Origin of the sequence: Erwinia pyri (assembly GCF_030758455.1) — a bacterium.
GTDB classification, from domain to species: domain Bacteria; phylum Pseudomonadota; class Gammaproteobacteria; order Enterobacterales; family Enterobacteriaceae; genus Erwinia; species Erwinia pyri.
This window is the reverse complement of the sequence record NZ_CP132353.1, coordinates 2,540,697-2,558,180: the sequence shown is the minus strand read 5'-3', so window position 1 is coordinate 2,558,180 and position 17,484 is coordinate 2,540,697. Positions and strand designations below refer to the sequence as shown.

The following is a 17,484-nucleotide window of genomic DNA, read 5'->3' as shown; positions in this document are numbered from 1 at the left end:
GCAGCATACAGAGAGATCGTGCTGCGCGTGACGGCGAAGTTTAAAGGATATCGTTATGCGTACTGAGTATTGCGGACAGATCAACCTGTCTCACGTAGGCCAACAAGTAACACTGTGCGGTTGGGTCAACCGCCGCCGCGACCTGGGCAGCCTGATCTTTATTGATATGCGTGACCGTGAAGGCATCGTGCAGGTCTTTTTCGATCCGGACCGTCAGGACGCCTTTAAGCTGGCCTCTGAACTGCGTAACGAATTTTGCATTCAGCTCACCGGCACCGTGCGTGCGCGTGACGACAAAAACAAAAACAGCGAGATGGCCACCGGTGAGGTCGAAATTTTCGCCACCGATCTGACCATCATCAACCGCTCTGAGCCGCTGCCGCTGGACTCCAACCAGGTCAACAGCGAAGAAGCGCGTCTGAAATACCGCTATCTTGACCTGCGTCGTCCCGATATGGCGCAGCGCCTGAAAACGCGCGCTAAGATCACCAGCCTGGTTCGCCGCTTTATGGATGATAATGGCTTCCTGGACATCGAAACGCCGATGCTGACCAAAGCCACGCCGGAAGGGGCGCGTGACTACCTGGTGCCAAGCCGCGTGCACAAAGGCAAATTCTATGCGCTGCCGCAGTCTCCACAGCTGTTTAAACAGCTGCTGATGATGTCTGGCTTCGATCGCTACTACCAGATCGTGAAGTGCTTCCGTGACGAAGATCTGCGTGCAGATCGTCAGCCTGAATTTACCCAGATCGACGTGGAGACCTCCTTCATGACCGCGCCTCAGGTGCGTGAAATCATGGAGAAGCTGGCGCGTGAGCTGTGGCAGGCGGTGAAGGGCGTCGATCTCGGCGACTTCCCGACCATGACTTTTGCCGAAGCGATGCGCCGTTACGGCTCTGACAAACCAGACCTGCGTAACCCGATGGAGCTGGTGGACGTTGCGGACCTGCTGAAGGACGTTGAGTTCAAGGTCTTCTCTGGCCCGGCTAACGACGCCAAGGGCCGTGTTGCCGCATTGCGCGTGCCGGGCGGCGCTCAGCTCAGCCGTAAACAGATTGATGAGTACGGCAAATTCGTTGAGATTTACGGCGCCAAAGGGCTGGCGTGGATGAAGGTCAACGAGCGTGCAAAAGGTCTGGAAGGCGTGACCAGCCCGGTTGCCAAGTTCCTGACGGCAGAGATTGTGGAAGCGATCCTGACCCGCACCAATGCCGCCGATGGCGACAGCATCTTCTTCGGCGCGGACAGTGCCAAAGTGGTAGCTGATGCGCTGGGTGCGCTGCGCCTGAAGCTGGGCCGGGATCTGGAGATCACTAACGGCAACGCCTGGGCGCCGCTGTGGGTGGTGGACTTCCCGATGTTTGAGGAGGATGGCGAAGGCGGCCTGACCGCTATGCACCACCCGTTCACCGCACCAAAAGATATGACGCCGGACGAGCTGAAATCAGCGCCGGAAACGGCGATTGCCAACGCTTACGATATGGTGATCAACGGTTACGAAGTGGGCGGCGGTTCCGTGCGTATTCACAATGGCCAGATGCAGCAGACCGTGTTTGGCATTCTGGGCATCACCGAACAGGAGCAGCGCGAGAAGTTTGGCTTCCTGCTGGACGCGCTGAAGTTTGGCACGCCTCCGCACGCGGGCCTGGCCTTCGGCCTGGATCGTCTGGTGATGCTGCTGACCGGCACCGATAACATCCGTGATGTTATCGCGTTCCCGAAAACCACCGCGGCTGCCTGCCTGATGACCGAAGCGCCGAACTTTGCTAACCCCGCTTCACTGAGCGAGTTGGGCATTGAAGTTATGCAGAAGTACCGGGCCGACGCGCAGTCTGAGAGCGAGTAATGGCTTTCAAGCATCCCGTTTCGGTGCTGGTGGTGATTTTCGCCCGCGATACCGGGCGGGTGCTGATGCTCCAGCGTCGCGACGATCCCAGCTTCTGGCAGTCGGTAACCGGCAGCCAGGAGCCAGGCGAAACGCTGGCGGAGACCGCGGCGCGGGAAGTGCGCGAAGAGCTGGGAATTGACGTCAACGCCAGGCAGCTCACAGTAGTGGACTGCCAGCGTCAGATACAATTCGAAATCTTTGCCCACTTCCGCCATCGTTATGCGCCAGAGGTGACGCACAACAGCGAGCACTGGTTCAGCCTGGCGCTCCCTTCGGAGTGGGAGATGACGCTGAGCGAGCATCTTGCTCTGCAGTGGCTGCCGCCGGTTGACGCGGCCAGGCTCACCAAGTCCTGGAGTAATCGCCAGGCAATTGAAGAATTTGTTATTTAGTCTTTTCTGGAGAATTGAATTTATGGCAGGCCACAGTAAATGGGCTAACACCAAACACCGTAAAGCGGCACAGGATGCCAAACGCGGTAAGATCTTCACCAAAATTATTCGCGAGCTGGTCACAGCAGCCAAGCTGGGCGGCGGCGATGCGGCTTCTAACCCGCGTCTGCGTGCGGCAATGGATAAAGCGCTCTCTAACAACATGACGCGCGACACCATGAACCGTGCGATTGCACGCGGCGTGGGCGGTGATGATGACAGCAACATGGAAACCATCATCTATGAAGGCTACGGCCCGGGCGGCACCGCTGTGATGGTGGAGTGCCTGAGTGATAACCGTAACCGTACCGTCTCTGAAGTGCGCCATGCCTTCACCAAAACCGGCGGTAATCTGGGTACCGATGGCTCCGTAGCCTATCTCTTTACCCGTAAAGGGGTGGTGACTTTTGCACCAGGCCTGAACGAGGATGAGGTGATGGACGCGGCGCTGGAAGCTGGCGCTGATGATGTGGTGACTTACGATGACGGCACCATTGACGTATTCACCGCCTGGGAATCTCTGGGTCAGGTGAAGGATGCGCTGGAAGCGTCTGGCCTGAAGGCGGAATCGGCTGAAGTCACCATGATCCCTTCCACCAAAGCCGATATGGATGAAGAGACCGCGCCTAAGCTGCTGCGTCTGATCGATATGCTGGAAGATTGTGATGACGTGCAGGAAGTCTACCATAATGGTGAGATCTCCGACGAGGTGGCGGCAACCCTGTAATGGCGTTGTCTTCTCAACATCTGCTGGCCGGAGAGGCGTGATGGCGATCATATTAGGTATCGATCCCGGTTCACGCATCACCGGCTACGGCGTTATCCGTCAGGTTGGCCGCCAGCTGACCTATCTCGGCAGCGGCTGTATCCGCACAAACGTGACCGATCTTCCCACCCGGCTGAAGCTGATTTACGCTGGCGTCAGTGAAATCATTACCCAGTTTCAGCCGGAGTTTTTCGCCATTGAGCAGGTCTTTATGGCGAAAAATGCCGATTCGGCGTTAAAGCTGGGGCAGGCGAGGGGAGCAGCCATTGTCGCCGCGGTAAACCACGATCTGCCGGTATTTGAATACGCGGCGCGTCAGGTGAAACAAACCGTGGTGGGCATCGGCAGCGCAGAAAAAAGCCAGGTGCAGCACATGGTGCGAACCCTGCTGAAACTCTCTGCTAATCCGCAGGCGGATGCGGCCGATGCGCTGGCTATTGCCATCACCCATTGCCACGTCAGCCAGAATGCCAACCGCATGGGGGAAGGGCAGTTAAACCTTGCGCGTGGTCGTCTGCGCTCCTGATAAGCTGGATATTCATCCAGCTTTTTTTATGGTATAAATCCCCCCTCTACTTTTTGTGAAGGAAGCGAATGTGATTGGTCGTCTTAGAGGCATTATTCTTGAGAAACAGCCGCCGCTGGTATTACTGGAAGCCAACGGCGTAGGCTACGAAGTGCATATGCCGATGACCTGTTTTTATGAGCTCCCTGACCTGAATCATGAAGCCATTATCTTTACCCAGTTCGTGGTGCGTGAAGATGCGCAGCTGCTGTTTGGTTTTAACAGCAAACAGGAACGCGCGCTGTTTCGTGAGCTGATTAAAGTCAACGGCGTGGGTCCTAAGCTGGCGCTGGCTATTCTCTCCGGCATGTCTGCCCAGCAGTTTGTCACCGCCGTGGAGCGTGAAGAGATCGCCTCCCTGGTGAAGCTGCCCGGCGTGGGCAAGAAAACGGCCGAACGTCTGGTGGTCGAAATGAAGGACCGTTTCAAAGGGATGCATGGCGACCTGTTTGCGGTGGATACGCCGTTTGCGCTGACCAGCGAAGTTCAGTCTGCGGATGCCGGGAACGATGCGGAGAGCGAAGCCGTTGCTGCCCTCGTCTCGCTGGGGTATAAACCTCAGGAAGCCAGCCGGATGATCAGCAAAGTGGGTCGCCCGGATGCCGACTGTGAAACGCTGATCCGCGAAGCGCTCCGCGCCGCCATTTGAGGTAAGCATGATAGAAGCCGATCGCCTGGTCTCACCGGGCACCATCACGGAAGAAGAGGTCATTGACCGCGCCATCCGCCCCAAGCTTCTGACAGAATATGTCGGTCAACCGGTGGTGCGGGAGCAGATGGAGATCTTCATTGAGGCGGCTAAAATGCGCGGAGATGCTCTTGATCACCTGCTGATTTTCGGCCCGCCAGGGCTGGGGAAAACCACGCTCGCCAATATCGTGGCGAACGAAATGGGCGTTAATCTGCGTACCACCTCTGGCCCGGTTCTTGAGAAAGCGGGCGACCTGGCGGCGATGCTGACCAACCTTGAGCCGCACGATGTACTGTTTATCGATGAGATCCACCGCCTGTCACCGGTAGTGGAAGAGGTGCTCTATCCGGCAATGGAAGATTATCAGCTGGATATCATGATTGGTGAAGGCCCCGCCGCCCGCTCCATTAAACTCGATCTGCCGCCCTTTACGCTGATTGGCGCAACCACCCGCGCGGGATCGTTAACGTCGCCCCTGCGCGACCGCTTCGGCATCGTGCAGCGCCTGGAATTTTATCGGGTAGAGGATTTGCAGCATATCGTATCGCGCAGCGCCGCCTGCCTGGGTCTGCCGTTAAGCGAAGAGGGCGCGCTGGAAATTGCCCGTCGCGCTCGCGGTACGCCGCGTATCGCTAACCGCCTGCTACGCCGCGTGCGTGACTTCTCTGAAGTTAAAGCTGCCGGAAGCCTGAGTGGTGAGGTCGCATCCAGGGCGCTGGATATGCTCAGCGTCGATACCGAAGGCTTTGACTACATGGACCGTAAGCTGCTGCTGGCGATCATCGACAAATTCACCGGCGGACCGGTAGGGCTGGATAACCTGGCAGCGGCTATTGGCGAAGAGCGCGAAACCATTGAAGACGTGCTGGAGCCTTATCTTATCCAGCAGGGCTTCATTCAGCGTACGCCCCGTGGTCGCATGGCGACCAACCATGCCTATAAACACTTTGGCATTGCGCGCGAAGAGTAATCCCGCTCGCCGGTTTGCAACGAAAAGGCTGCGCAGCATTGCTCAGCAATACGCTTACCGGCAGCGCCACTAGTGAAGTGAACGGGTTACGCTCAGTTTCCCTGAAACAGACTCAACGGCAACGCCAATAGTGAAATTCAGATGGGAGCAAGAAGCTGTCTGAAAAATACTCACCGGCAACGCCAATAGTGAAGCGAAGGGAACGCGGGCTGTGAATAAAGCGTCTCGCGCCATGGACGGCGCGAGCCGAGCTATCAGGGATGATGCTTTTTGCGTCTTTATGAACAGCCCGCGTTCCCTGAGCCGATCGCTTAACCCGCAGCGGGCTGTAACCCACATTTATCTGCATTTACTGAGGCAGATCGCCTAACCCGCAGCGGTCTTAACGCACTCCCTGAGCCGATCGCTTAACCCACAGCGGCCTTGACGCCAATCGCCTGACCCGCAGCGTTCTGAAGCTCTACCCGCACAAACCCTACACTCAAACCGCCGGGCGCTTCATCATACTCAGCATAAACATCACGGAAGCACCCAGCACTACCGAAGGCCCTGCCGGGGTATCGTACCAGGCTGAGAAACTCAGACCAGCCGTAACCGCCAGAATACCCACCAGCACCGCCATCCCCGCCATCTGCTCCGGGGAGCGGGCAAAACGGCGGGCGGTGGCGGCGGGAATAATCAACAGCGAGGTGATAATCAGCGCGCCGACAAACTTCATCGCCACGCCAATGGTCAGAGCCGTCACCAGCATCAGCACCAGCTTGGTACGCTGAATATTAACGCCATCAACCTGCGCCAGCTCCGGGCTGATGGTCATTGACAACAGCGAGCGCCAGTTCAGCGCCAGCACCACCAGCACAATAGCCACACCGGCAGCAATAGTGTAGAGATCCGCTGGCGTTACCGAGAGCAGATCGCCAAACAGATAGGCCATCAAATCCACCCGCACGTTGGACATCAGACTCACCACTACCAGCCCGAGCGACAACGCACTGTGCGCCAGGATCCCCAACAGCGTATCGATAGCGAGATGCGGCCTGCGTTCCAGCCAGACCAGCAGCAGAGAGAGCAGCAGCGTCACGGTAATCACCGCATAAAACGGACTGATATTCAGCAGCAGCCCAAACGCCACGCCCAGCAGCGAAGCGTGGGCAAGGGTATCGCCGAAATAGGACATCCGCCGCCAGACCACAAAGGAACCAAGCGGACCTGCCGCCAATGCCAGTAAAAAACCGGCAAACCAGCCGGGTAATAACAGTTCAATCATGACGGACCCTGTCCTCTGCGTAAAACAATACGTCCCTGAAGATCGTGACGATGATTATGGTGATGCCGATAGATAGCGAGCTGTTCCGCACCGCGAGGACCAAACATAGAGATGAACTCGGGGTGCCTTGAGACCACTTCCGGCGTACCGGAACAGCAGATATGTTGATTCAGGCACAGCACTTCGTCGGTTTTAGCCATCACCAGATGCAGATCGTGTGAAACCATCAGCACCCCGCAATTAAGCTCGTTACGAAGCTGGTCGATCAAATCGTACAGGGCGACCTGACCGTTTACATCCACACCCTGCGTTGGCTCATCAAGCACCAGCAGCTGAGGCTGATTCAGCAATGCGCGGGCCAGCAGCACGCGCTGCATTTCACCCCCCGATAACTTTTGCAGAGGATAGTTCAGCAGCTGTGCGGCCTGCACACGCTTCAGCGCGTGCAGCACATCTTCACGCTTTACGCCGCCGCGCAGCAGCATAAACCGCTCAACGGTCAGCGGCAGAGTGGCATCAAGATGAATTTTCTGCGGAACATAGCCAATCTTAAGCTGGGCAGGGCGAACCATTTTGCCCGCATCGGGCTGGATCAGGCCCAGCACTACGCGCACAAGCGTCGATTTCCCTGCGCCGTTAGGGCCAAGCAGCGTGAGGATCTTACCGGGCTGCAGCGCCAGCGACACGTCGGAAAGCACACGACGTTGTCCAAAGCTCACGGAAATTTTTTCAAGACTAATCAACGAAGACATAATCATTTCAGCTTGCAGAAGTTTTAGAATGTTATAATATCACACTCCATCGACTTCTCACGATGGATTGACGCATTATGTTACATAATAAAAAGCCCCTGTTTACCCTCCTCGCCACGCTGGGTTTAAGCGCTTCGCTTGCTGCTCCTGCTCACGCCGCTGTTGTCGCCTCTGTTAAACCTTTGGGATTCATTGCCGCCGCTATCGCGGATGGCGTCACGCCGGTAGAAGTTCTGCTGCCTGATGGCGCATCGGAACATGACTATTCCCTGCGCCCCTCTGACATTAAACGCTTGCAGGGCGCGGATTTGGTGGTCTGGGTCGGCCCCGAAATGGAAGCGTTTATGCCCAAAGCGGTAGCGCAACTTCCGGCTCAAAAATCAGTGGAATTATCTGAATTAGCCACGGTAAAACCCCTGCTGATCCGGGGTGTGGAGGAAGATGAACATGAAGATGGTGAGGCCAGTGCAACCCTTAATGAACATCAACATTCTCACCACCACGGTGAGTACAATATGCACTTGTGGATGTCCCCAGAGATCGCAAGGCAATCGGCGGTTGCAATCCACGCAAAATTATTGGAACTTATGCCGCAAAGCAGAGACAAACTAGACGCGAACCTGCAGCATTTTGAAGCAGAATTGGCGTCAGCCGATACGCAAATCGGGTCTCAGCTTGCGCCAGTGAAGGGGAAGGGGTATTTCGTTTTTCACGATGCTTACAGCTACTTTGAGAAACACTTCGGTTTGACCCCTACAGGTCATTTTACCGTTAACCCAGAGATCCAACCCGGCGCCCAGCGACTACATCAAATTCGAACAGAGTTGGTTGAGCAGAAGGCCGTATGCGTCTTTGCTGAGCCACAGTTCAGGCCGGCCGTCATAGATGCTGTTGCCAGAGGAACCCAGGTGCGTTCAGGCACGTTGGATCCGTTGGGGATAGATATCACTGTTGCAAAAGACAGCTATGTGAAATTCCTCTCACAGCTGTCGAGCCAGTATGCGAGCTGCCTGAATAAGCCTTGAGGAACTTAATAAGTGCAGCAGATTTCCCGCGCTGTCAGCATGGCATTCAACACACTGCCACGAACCCACCGCATCATGCTGGGTTCGCTCACCGTCATCACTCTGGCCGTCTCCGTCTGGCGGCCCTACGTTTACCATCCCGGTGGTGAAACCAATCCCATCGTGAAAAGCATTGAGCTGGATAAAAGTCAGCTACGCACCCTGCTGCCAGAAGCCAGCGAACCCATCGATCAGGACACGCCAGCCCCGGAAGACGATTTGCCTAAAGATGAGATAGACACGGATGTGCCGAATGAGATCGGTACTCACGACTATGTGGTCTCATCAGGTGATACGTTAAGCAGCGTACTCAATCAGTATGGCATTGATATGGGAGATATCAATCAGCTGGCCAGGGTGGACAAAGACCTGCGTAACCTGCAGGTAGGTCAGCAGCTGAGCTGGACGCTCACTGACGATGGTCAGTTACAGCGCCTTACCTGGGAAGCCTCCCGCCGTGAAACCCGCACCTACGACCGTTCTGGCGACACGTTCAAACCCTCTTCTGAAGTGCAAAAAGGGGAGTGGAAAGATACCGTTCTCTCCGGCACCGTCAACGGCAGCTTCGTAAACAGCGCGAAGCAGGCGGGACTGAGCAGTGGCGAAATCAGCGCCGTTATCAAAGCTCTGCAGTGGCAGATGGACTTCCGCAAGTTACGCAATGGCGATAAATTTTCCGTGCTGATGTCGCGCGAGATGCTGGAAGGTAAGAGCGAGCAGAGCCAGCTCTCGGGCGTGCGCCTGCAGTCGGGCGGCAAAGATTATTATGCTATCCGTGCCGCAGACGGGAAGTTCTATGACCGTACCGGTGCAGGTCTGGCGCAGGGCTTTATGCGCTTCCCGACGGTGAAACAGTACCGCGTTTCGTCAAACTTCAATCCTCGTCGCCTGAATCCGGTCACCGGGCGCATTGCACCGCACAAAGGCGTGGACTTCGCGCTGCCGGTCGGTACGCCAGTGCTGGCGGTAGGCGACGGCGAAGTGATTGTCTCTAAACGCAGCGGCGGCGCGGGCAACTACGTGGCTATCCGCCACGGTCGCCAGTACATGACCCGCTATATGCATATGAAAAAACTGCTGGTAAAACCAGGCGAGAAGGTGAAACGAGGCGAGCGCATTGGCTTGTCTGGCAGCACCGGCCGCTCCACAGGCCCGCATCTGCACTTTGAAATCTGGATCAATAACCAGGCTGTCAATCCGCTGACGGCAAAACTGCCGCGTATGGAAGGATTGAGCGGTAAAGAACGCAGTGCTTATCTGGCCCAGGTACGTGAAGTGATGCCGCAGTTGCGCTTCAAATAACCGGGATACAGCATCAAGTTTAAAGCCGACGGGATCTTCCGCCGGCTTTTCTGTTTTTAACCAGATATGATTCGGCATTGCAATCTTGCCCGTCAACACTATCATTAGCCGGTTATTGTCTGAGGCAAGTGCATGGAAACCAACAAAAGCAACAAAAGCAACAATGAGTTTATCCCCACCTTTCAGAAGTCTTTCCTGTTACCAAAATATTGGGGGAACTGGCTGGCTATCGGTGCCTGCGCCGGTCTGGCCTGGGTGCCTGCCAGCATCCGCGACCCGCTGCTGGGCGCGCTGGGGCGCTTTGCCGGAAAGTATGCGAAAAGCGCCAGAAGGCGCGCGCAGATCAATCTCTTTTACTGCATGCCGGAATTGCCGGAAGCAGAGCGCGAAAAAATCATCGATGAGATGTTCGCCACTGCGCCACAGTCGATGGTGATGATGGCTGAGCTGGCGATGCGCCCTGAGCATACCCGTCCCCGCATCACCTGGCATAACAAGGGGATCATCGACACCATTCGGGAGCAGGGGCAGAACGTTATCTTCCTGGTGCCCCATGGCTGGGCCGTGGATATTCCGGCGATGGTGCTGGCCTCAGAAGGCCAGAAAATGGCGGCGATGTTTCATAACCAGCGCAATCCGCTGATGGACTATATCTGGAATGCTATTCGTCGCCGTTTCGGCGGACGGATGCACGCCCGTAATGATGGCATCAAACCCTTTATCAGCTCGGTGCGCCAGGGCTACTGGGGCTACTATCTGCCGGATCAGGATCACGGGGCAGAGCACAGCGAGTTTGTCGATTTCTTTGCCACCTATAAAGCGACGCTGCCTGCCGTGGGGCGTTTGATGAAAGTCTGCCGCGCGCGCGTGGTACCGCTGTTTCCTGTTTATAACAGCAAAACTCACCGGCTTGATGTCTATCTGCGTGAACCGATGGATGATTTGCTGGAAGCTGACGACCATACGCTGGCGCGGCGGATGAATGAAGAGGTGGAGATCCTGGTCAGGCCGAATCCGGAACAATATACCTGGATCCTGAAACTGCTGAAAACCCGCAAGGAGGGCGATATCGAGCCTTACAAGCGCAAAGATATCTACCGGAAAAAGTAGGGCTGTTGAATGGGGCGAAGATTTTCGCCCCAGATTATAGAAAGTTACTGCACGATTTTAGAGAGTTACTGCACGGCGGTGATCGCCGTCCTGCGCTTACGTTCCCGCAGGAAGGCTCGCACCAGGCCGAACCACACCAGCCCACACGCCAGATTAATGACGCTGAACCAGAAGCTGCCGCCGCTGAAATAGGCGCTCTTCGCCAGCTCAATGCCCAGCGCAAATACCACGATGCTCACCATACCCAACATGGCGGCCACGCTGCCTTTTCCCGCCTTGCTGGAGAAGAGCGTCAGACGGTAAAGCCCGGCGTTCACCAGCCCGGTGCCGAAGCCGTAGAGGCTCAGCCCGGCAGTCAGCCACAGATAGCTGTGCGGATTGATGGCGGTGCAGAGGGTGGCCAGCGCCAGCCCGGCCAGAATCGGCCAGGCACCCAGCTTCAGCGGCTGCTCAATCGGCATACGGCCAGAGAGTTTCCCTAAGGTCAGATTACCGGCAATCATTGCAATAAATACTGGCAGCTGAAGCAGGGCGTAATCCATGCGGGTTAATCCTTCATCATGGATCAGGATCACTGGCGAGAGGGCCACCCAGGCCAGGCAGGGTATAGTCACCAGGCCGATAGCCAGCGAGCCGCTCATCACCTGACGATCCCGGAACAGCGAGTAATAGCCTTTGCCTAACGACTTCAGCGAAAGGGAAGTAGAGCGGTCGCCGGACGTTTCCGGCATAGTGCGCCACAGTCCCACCAGCGCCACCGCCGTTACGCCGCCAAACAGCCAGAACATGGTCCGCCACTCGCCCACAGAGAGAAACGCGGCACCTGCCAGCGGGCCGGCAAGCGGAGCCAGCAGCGCGACGTTAGCCATCAGCGCCATGATTTTGACGCTCAGCGACTCATCAAACGCCTCCTGGATGGCGGCATAGCCGACCGCACCGATAAAGCAGAGGCTGATCCCCTGTAAAAAACGCAGCAGGATAAACTGTTCAATGCTCTGCACCCAGTGGGTGGCGAAGCAAGTCAGCATAAAGAAGGCGACGCCAGCCAGCATCACCGGCCGCCTTCCCAGCTTGTCTGAAAGCGGTCCCAGCAGCCATTGCAGCACAATACCGCCAATCAGATAGGCGGTCAGCGAAGCTGAGACCCATTCCGGGCCAACGTTGAACTCACTGGTAACCAGCAGCATGCCGGGCTGGATCATGTCATGCGCGATATAGGTCGCGAACTCAAACAGCACCAGCGAGAGGGGGAAAATCAGGTGGCGGCGGGTCAGGCTCGACACCGGAACAAATGAGGCCATTCTGGCTCCTTCCAGCAGGAAAAAATAAAAAACGCGGCCGCCTGAGCGACCGCGCCAACATACACCAGTTTTATGCTGAATTGATGAATTATCTGACGCAATGCGGCTCTGCAGCGTCACACCACTCACCGCTTAGCGGTAAGCGGCAATCGGGTTAACCAGCGTACCGGCAAATTTCAGATTTTCCGCCGGATCGGCCAGGTTAATCATCTGCTGATTATTCGCCAGCTGCAGGCGGTTCAGGCAGGAGCGGGTGAACTCTGGCGTGAACATATCGTAACGGGCAAATTTAGTGGCCAGCTGCGGATGCGCCTGCTGATACTCCTTCACGCAGCGGGCAACGGCCTGCCAGAACTTCTCTTCAGCAAGCGTGCCGGATCCTTCCAGAATGGCGCTGATAAAGCGGAAGATACAGTCAAAGACATCGGTGAACACCGACAGCAGCTTGAGATCTTCCGGCACCTCTACCGCCAGACGCTGCACTTTCTCCGGCAGCACCGCATCGGGGTTCATTACTGCTATCTCTTCGCCAATATCTTTCATGTAAGCGCTGACCGGCACATTATTCTCCAGCAGCAGGATCAGGTTCTCGCCATGCGGCATAAAGACCAGATCGTGCTGATAGAAGCAGTGCAGCAGCGGGCTGAGGTAGCAGGTGAGATAGCGCGATATCCACTCTTCCGCTGGCAGGCCAGAATCGGCGATCAGCGCCGGGAGCAGCGCCTTCTGATGCTGGTCGACATGCAGGAACGACGCCATGGTCATCAGACGCTGATTCGCCTGCAGGCTGACGACCGGATTATCACGCCACAGCGCGGCAAACATTTTCTTGTAGGCGGAGTCGCCGGTGATGGCTTTTTCATAGTAACGATTGTGGTAGCCCACGGCCGCCACTTCACGCAGGATGCGGAAATCGCAGCGTTGCAGCCACGCATCTTTCGCTACCAGACCTTCCAGCCACTCGTTTATTGCCGGTGTGGTCGCCATATAATAAGGCGAGAGACCGCGCATAAAGCCCATATTCAATACCGACAGCGCAGTTTTGACATAGCGCTTGGTGGGCTGGCTGCGGTTGAAGAAGGTGCGAATGGACTGCTGCGCCTGATAGCTATCGTCGCCGCTGCCCAGCCAGACAATATCGTGATTGGCAATATCGGGAGCAAACACCGTCAGCAGTTTGTTCTGCCACTGCCATGGATGCACCGGCATAAACAGGTAGTCCTCCGGTGCCAGGTTTTTCTCCCGCAGCTGCTGGTTAAAACCATCCACTACTGCTTGGCCCAGCTCGTCACGCATCAGCTGGTCATAATCGAGCGTGCTCAGACTGGCGAAGTGCGCGTTGCGCAGGTGAACGGCAACCCAGACCAGCTTCACCGGCGTGGCGGCTTCCGGCGCATAGGCCAGATAGTCACCGGCATCAAAACCGATGCGGCCATTGTTAGCCACAAAGCAGGGATGACCTTCCGTCATGGCAGCTTCAACCGTCTGGAAATCTGCGCTGACCAGCGCCGCGCTATCGGGGTTGCCTTTCTGCAGTTTATAAACGCTGCTGCAAAGCGTGCTGGTGATCTCTTCCATGTAGGTCGCCAGCATGCTGGCAGGAATGCCGATCTGCTGGTTGAACTCGACGATGAACTGTAGGGCGTCCAGCGTCAGCGCGTGCCCGTTCTCCTGCTTAATCAGCGAAGCGGGCTCGATCTCCCAGTGATCCAGCGCCAGGCGGCGCGCTTTAAACTGGTAGTCAGCTTCGCCGCCGGGTACCGCCAGCGAAAAGCGACCGTCACCCAGGGCAGCAGGGGAGATAATTTTCTCATGGGCGAATTCAGCAATCGCTTTACGGATCAGCATCCGGTTTGCCTGCGCCCAGTTATCGCCAGACAAATGAGAGCCGGAAAGGAGGGGGTTTACGTTGGTCATGGTTAGCGTTTCCTGCTGTAAGGCTTGTTGATAATCGTCGCGGTGGCAGAAAGCCAGCCAGGCGGTTTTGTGGCCCATATCGATAGTGTGCTGATAGCGGAACCCTGCGCGCTTGTTCAGCGGGTGGATTTTCTCGTTACGCACATCCGGCTCCACCACCACGCGCCGCACTTCCGGCTGGCTGAACATGTAGTCCATCACCACGCTGAACACCTGCCAGCTGAACTGCCGCACCGGGCGGTTCGCGGGCGCAATCAGTATGTGCATGCCGTAGTCGCCCGGCTGGGCCGGGTAGAATTTACCCACTTCATCCTCGCTGGCCTGATAAAACTCCATCAGGAAAACGGGCTTATCATCACAGCAGCCAATCATCGCGGCGCGGGGATCGCGGGCAATCAGCCCACGATAGAAGGTCGCCACCTGGGCAAGCGTGTCGCTCTGCATTCCCCAGAAGCGGGCGTAATCTCGTGTGACCCAGCTGTGGATCAATGAGGCGTCCTCTTCCCGCATCGGGCGGAGGGTAAAACGTCCCGCAGGGCGGGAAGCGGTAAAGAGTATGTTTGACATATTAACGTTCCGATTGCGCCGGGAAGGTCTGGAAAGCGATCTGGCGTTCAACGGGATAGACTTCCCGGCCTGCCAGCTCGCGCAGTAAAACGGAGTTCCGGTAGCACGCCATACCCAGATCCGGAGTAACAAACCCGTGGGTATGCAGCTCTGCATTCTGCACAAAGACTCTGTTTTCATAGTCGATGCTGTAGTTGCGCTGCACGTCGTAGCGGCCTTTTTCATCCCACCGCAGGCGTGCAGAGATACCTTCGATAAACATCGGCGGGCGATAGTGATAGCCGGTTGCCATCACCAGCCCCTGAGTGCGACGGGTAAAGTCGCGCTCCTGCTCCTGCTGATGCAGCGAAAGCTCAAATTCGCCTGAAGAGAGCCAGCGCATATCCTTGAGTTCAGAGTGGGTGAACAGGTTGACGTTCAGCTCGCCATCCAGCTGTTTGACGTACATCAGATCGTAGATGTCGTTAATCAGGCTGCTGTTGATCCCTTTATAGAGATTCTTGTGACGGGCATTAAGCGCGTCGCGTTTGGCTGGTGGCAGATCGTGGAAATAGTCGATCCACTCAGGTGAGGTCATCTCCAGCGTCAGCTTGGTGTACTCCAGCGGGTAGAAGCGCGGCGCGCGCGTCACCCAGTTGAGCTGATAGCCGTGGCTGTCGATATCGCTCAGCAGATCGTAATAAATTTCCGCTGCGCTCTGGCCGCTGCCCAGCACGGTGATGGAACTTTTCTTCTGCAGTTCCGCTTTGTTGACCAGATATTCGCTGGAGTGGGTGAAGCGGTCGCGATAAGGACGGCTGCACTCCGGCATCCAGGCTACAGGCCCGGTGCCCAGCACCAGGTGACGGGCCAGCCACTCCTGCGCCTGACCGGTTTGCGTATCAACAGATTTAATGCGATAGCACTGCTGTTGATCGTCATAGCTGACGTACTCCACCCGGGTATTCCAGCGCAGATTGCTGAGCTGCGAACAGGCCCACTGGCAGTACTGGTTGTACTCTTTACGCATCAGGAAAAAATCTTCTCTGATATAAAAAGAGTAGAGCTTACCCTTTTGCTTCATGTAATTAAGCAGGCTGTAGCGGCTGGTAGGATCGGCCAGCGTCACCAAATCAGCCATAAAAGGGGTTTGCAGATGAGCGCTCTCCAGCATCATCCCGGTATGCCAGTCGAACCCCGGGTTCTGATCCAGGAATACGCCATTCAGCCCCTCAACCGGCTCACTCAGGCAGGCCAGCCCGAGGTTAAAAGGGCCAATACCGATAGCGACAAAATCATAAACAGTAGTCATAAGTCCTCACTGATTAGCTGCATTCAGCGCCGAATGGCGAACCTGTTCCCGACCGTAATGGACGATCAGGGCGATAACATCTTCCAGGTCTGTCGCCGTAGTGGTGGGGTTGAGCAAGGTGAATTTAAGATACTGGCGGCCACCCACTTTGGTGCCGGCAATCACTGCGTTACCGGAGCGGAACAGCGCTTTGCGAATGTTGGCGTTGATCTCATCCAGAGCGGCATCGCTCATGCCGGGACGCGGCACGTAGCGGAAGATTTGGGTGGTCAGCTCAGGCGCATGCAGAACCTCAATCGCCGGATGTGCGCTCAGCAGGGTATGGGCGGTCTGGGTCAGCGCGATAATCGTATCGAACGCCTGCCCCAGCGCAACTGGCCCCATAATACGCAGCGTCATCCACATTTTCAGCGCATCAAAGCGGCGCGTGGTCTGGATGCTTTTGTTTACCAGGTTTGGCGTACCCTCCTGCTGCGCGCTTAACGGATTCAAATAATCCGCATGATGGGTGACATGGCTGAGGTGCTTTTTGTCGCGAACAAAAAAAGCCCCACAGCTGACGCTCTGGAAGAAGGATTTGTGGTAATCCACGGTAACAGAGTCAGCTTTCTCAATCCCTTTAAGACGCTGACGATGCTTTTCTGACACCAGCAGGCCGCAGCCATAGGCGGCATCAACGTGCATCCACAGGCCGTAATGCTGGCAGAGATGGGAAATTGTCTGCAGCGGATCGATGCTGCCAAAATCGGTGGTGCCGCTGGTGGCCACCACCGCAATCGGGATCAGGCCCTGCTGCTGGCAGCGCTGAATCTCCTGCTCCAGCTTCATGGCGTCCATACGATAGTGGTCATCATAGTCCACCGGGATCACCGCATCGTAGCCCAACCCGAGAATAGCCATCGATTTCTGAATGCTGAAATGGCTGAGCCTGGAGGTAAATACGCGCCACTTACCGGCATCGTGTGGTAAACCCTGCTGTTTGATCAGGTGACCGGGATGATGAGCGGCACACCAGCTGTCGCGAGCCAGCAGCATCGCCATCAGGTTGGATTGCGTCCCGCCGCTGGTAAAGATGCCATCTGAAGGCTGGGGCAGGCCAATGCGGCTCAGCGTCCAGTCAATCACCTTTTGCTCAATCAGGGTGCCGCCCGCGCTTTGATCCCAGGTATCCACTGAACTGTTCACCGCCGCCATGATCTGCTCAGCCAGAACCGACGGGAGCACCACCGGGCAGTTGAGATGAGCAACATATTTGGGATGGTGGAACCAGACTGCATCGCGCAGATAGAGCTGGCTGAGTTCCTGTAGTGCGGCTTCGTTACTGCCTAACGGAGAGTCGAGGTCAACAGTGGCGAACTCAGGAGCAAGCTCATGCGGCAGAATGCCGCTGAAGGGTTTCTCAACGTTGCTGAATGTGGTGGTCAGCAGGGATAACACTTCCTGCGTCTGTTGATTCCACGCGTCCAGCTGCTGGTCATTGAAAATATATTCCTGATGCCCTGCAGCTTCTGGCTCGCGAGGCACCGGCTGAGTTTGTGAACGTAAGACCATAGCATTTCCTTAAAAAAGACGGAGTAAGCCCTGCCGCCCTGAAAAAAAAAG

General features: G+C 56.4%; 15 protein-coding genes. 9 read left to right on the top strand and 6 right to left on the bottom strand.

Annotated elements, in window-relative coordinates:
* The first annotated feature begins 55 nt into the window (after positions 1 to 55).
* The 6 genes from aspS to ruvB all read left to right on the top strand — a co-directional run bounded on the left by aspS (position 56) and on the right by ruvB (position 5,311).
* Complete coding sequence (gene aspS, locus Q3V30_RS11855) at positions 56 to 1,846, top strand: aspartate--tRNA ligase (RefSeq protein WP_306205875.1); 1,791 nt, start codon at positions 56 to 58, stop codon at positions 1,844 to 1,846.
* A complete protein-coding gene (nudB, locus tag Q3V30_RS11850) occupies positions 1,846 to 2,280 on the top strand; it encodes a dihydroneopterin triphosphate diphosphatase (protein WP_306205874.1) in 435 nt (144 codons plus the stop codon). Before aspS ends, nudB begins: the two co-directional genes overlap by 1 nt.
* A 22-nt stretch (positions 2,281 to 2,302) precedes the next feature.
* The gene (locus tag Q3V30_RS11845) at positions 2,303 to 3,046 is read left to right on the top strand and encodes a YebC/PmpR family DNA-binding transcriptional regulator (protein WP_306205872.1); all 744 of its coding nucleotides are present in this window, start codon (positions 2,303 to 2,305) and stop codon (positions 3,044 to 3,046) included.
* 40 nt (positions 3,047 to 3,086) lie between these two features.
* A complete protein-coding gene (gene ruvC / locus Q3V30_RS11840) occupies positions 3,087 to 3,611 on the top strand; it encodes a crossover junction endodeoxyribonuclease RuvC (RefSeq protein WP_306205870.1) in 525 nt (174 codons plus the stop codon).
* Positions 3,612 to 3,681: 70 nt separating this feature from the next.
* Positions 3,682 to 4,299 (top strand): Holliday junction branch migration protein RuvA, encoded by a 618-nt coding sequence (ruvA, locus tag Q3V30_RS11835; protein WP_306205868.1) that lies wholly within the window; start codon positions 3,682 to 3,684, stop codon positions 4,297 to 4,299.
* Between the two features lie 7 nt (positions 4,300 to 4,306).
* Positions 4,307 to 5,311 carry a Holliday junction branch migration DNA helicase RuvB gene (gene ruvB, locus Q3V30_RS11830; protein WP_306205866.1) on the top strand — a complete coding sequence of 335 codons (1,005 nt, stop codon included), beginning with the start codon at positions 4,307 to 4,309 and terminating at the stop codon, positions 5,309 to 5,311.
* 481 nt (positions 5,312 to 5,792) lie between these two features.
* Here ruvB and znuB read toward each other — a convergent pair whose 3' ends face one another.
* Together znuB and znuC are read right to left on the bottom strand one after the other, a co-directional pair.
* Entirely contained in the window at positions 5,793 to 6,578 is a 786-nt protein-coding gene (znuB, locus tag Q3V30_RS11825) for a zinc ABC transporter permease subunit ZnuB (protein WP_306205864.1), read from the bottom strand.
* The gene (gene znuC / locus Q3V30_RS11820) at positions 6,575 to 7,330 is read right to left on the bottom strand and encodes a zinc ABC transporter ATP-binding protein ZnuC (RefSeq protein ID WP_306205862.1); all 756 of its coding nucleotides are present in this window, start codon (positions 7,328 to 7,330) and stop codon (positions 6,575 to 6,577) included. The genes znuB and znuC overlap by 4 nt, the downstream gene beginning before the upstream one ends.
* A 77-nt stretch (positions 7,331 to 7,407) precedes the next feature.
* Between znuC and znuA the strand changes: the two genes are divergently transcribed.
* From znuA to lpxM, 3 genes are all read left to right on the top strand, one after another.
* Positions 7,408 to 8,355: a zinc ABC transporter substrate-binding protein ZnuA gene (gene znuA / locus Q3V30_RS11815; RefSeq protein ID WP_306205860.1), complete on the top strand. Its 948-nt coding sequence runs from the start codon at positions 7,408 to 7,410 to the stop codon at positions 8,353 to 8,355.
* Positions 8,356 to 8,367: 12 nt separating this feature from the next.
* A complete protein-coding gene (mepM, locus tag Q3V30_RS11810) occupies positions 8,368 to 9,696 on the top strand; it encodes a murein DD-endopeptidase MepM (RefSeq protein ID WP_306205858.1) in 1,329 nt (442 codons plus the stop codon).
* A gap of 132 nt (positions 9,697 to 9,828) precedes the next feature.
* Positions 9,829 to 10,806 (top strand): lauroyl-Kdo(2)-lipid IV(A) myristoyltransferase, encoded by a 978-nt coding sequence (lpxM, locus tag Q3V30_RS11805; protein ID WP_306205856.1) that lies wholly within the window; start codon positions 9,829 to 9,831, stop codon positions 10,804 to 10,806.
* 65 nt (positions 10,807 to 10,871) lie between these two features.
* Here the strand turns inward: lpxM and Q3V30_RS11800 are convergent, their stop codons facing one another.
* The 4 genes from Q3V30_RS11800 to Q3V30_RS11785 all read right to left on the bottom strand — a co-directional run bounded on the left by Q3V30_RS11800 (position 10,872) and on the right by Q3V30_RS11785 (position 17,433).
* Complete coding sequence (locus Q3V30_RS11800) at positions 10,872 to 12,107, bottom strand: MFS transporter (RefSeq protein WP_306205854.1); 1,236 nt, start codon at positions 12,105 to 12,107, stop codon at positions 10,872 to 10,874.
* 132 nt (positions 12,108 to 12,239) lie between these two features.
* The gene (locus tag Q3V30_RS11795; protein ID WP_306205852.1) at positions 12,240 to 14,591 is read right to left on the bottom strand and encodes a GNAT family N-acetyltransferase; all 2,352 of its coding nucleotides are present in this window, start codon (positions 14,589 to 14,591) and stop codon (positions 12,240 to 12,242) included.
* A 1-nt stretch (position 14,592) separates the two neighbouring features.
* Positions 14,593 to 15,882, bottom strand: a complete 1,290-nt coding sequence (locus Q3V30_RS11790) for a lysine N(6)-hydroxylase/L-ornithine N(5)-oxygenase family protein (protein WP_306205850.1) — start codon at positions 15,880 to 15,882, stop codon at positions 14,593 to 14,595.
* A gap of 6 nt (positions 15,883 to 15,888) precedes the next feature.
* Positions 15,889 to 17,433 carry a pyridoxal phosphate-dependent decarboxylase family protein gene (locus Q3V30_RS11785; protein WP_306205848.1) on the bottom strand — a complete coding sequence of 515 codons (1,545 nt, stop codon included), beginning with the start codon at positions 17,431 to 17,433 and terminating at the stop codon, positions 15,889 to 15,891.
* Positions 17,434 to 17,484: the final 51 nt, after the last annotated feature.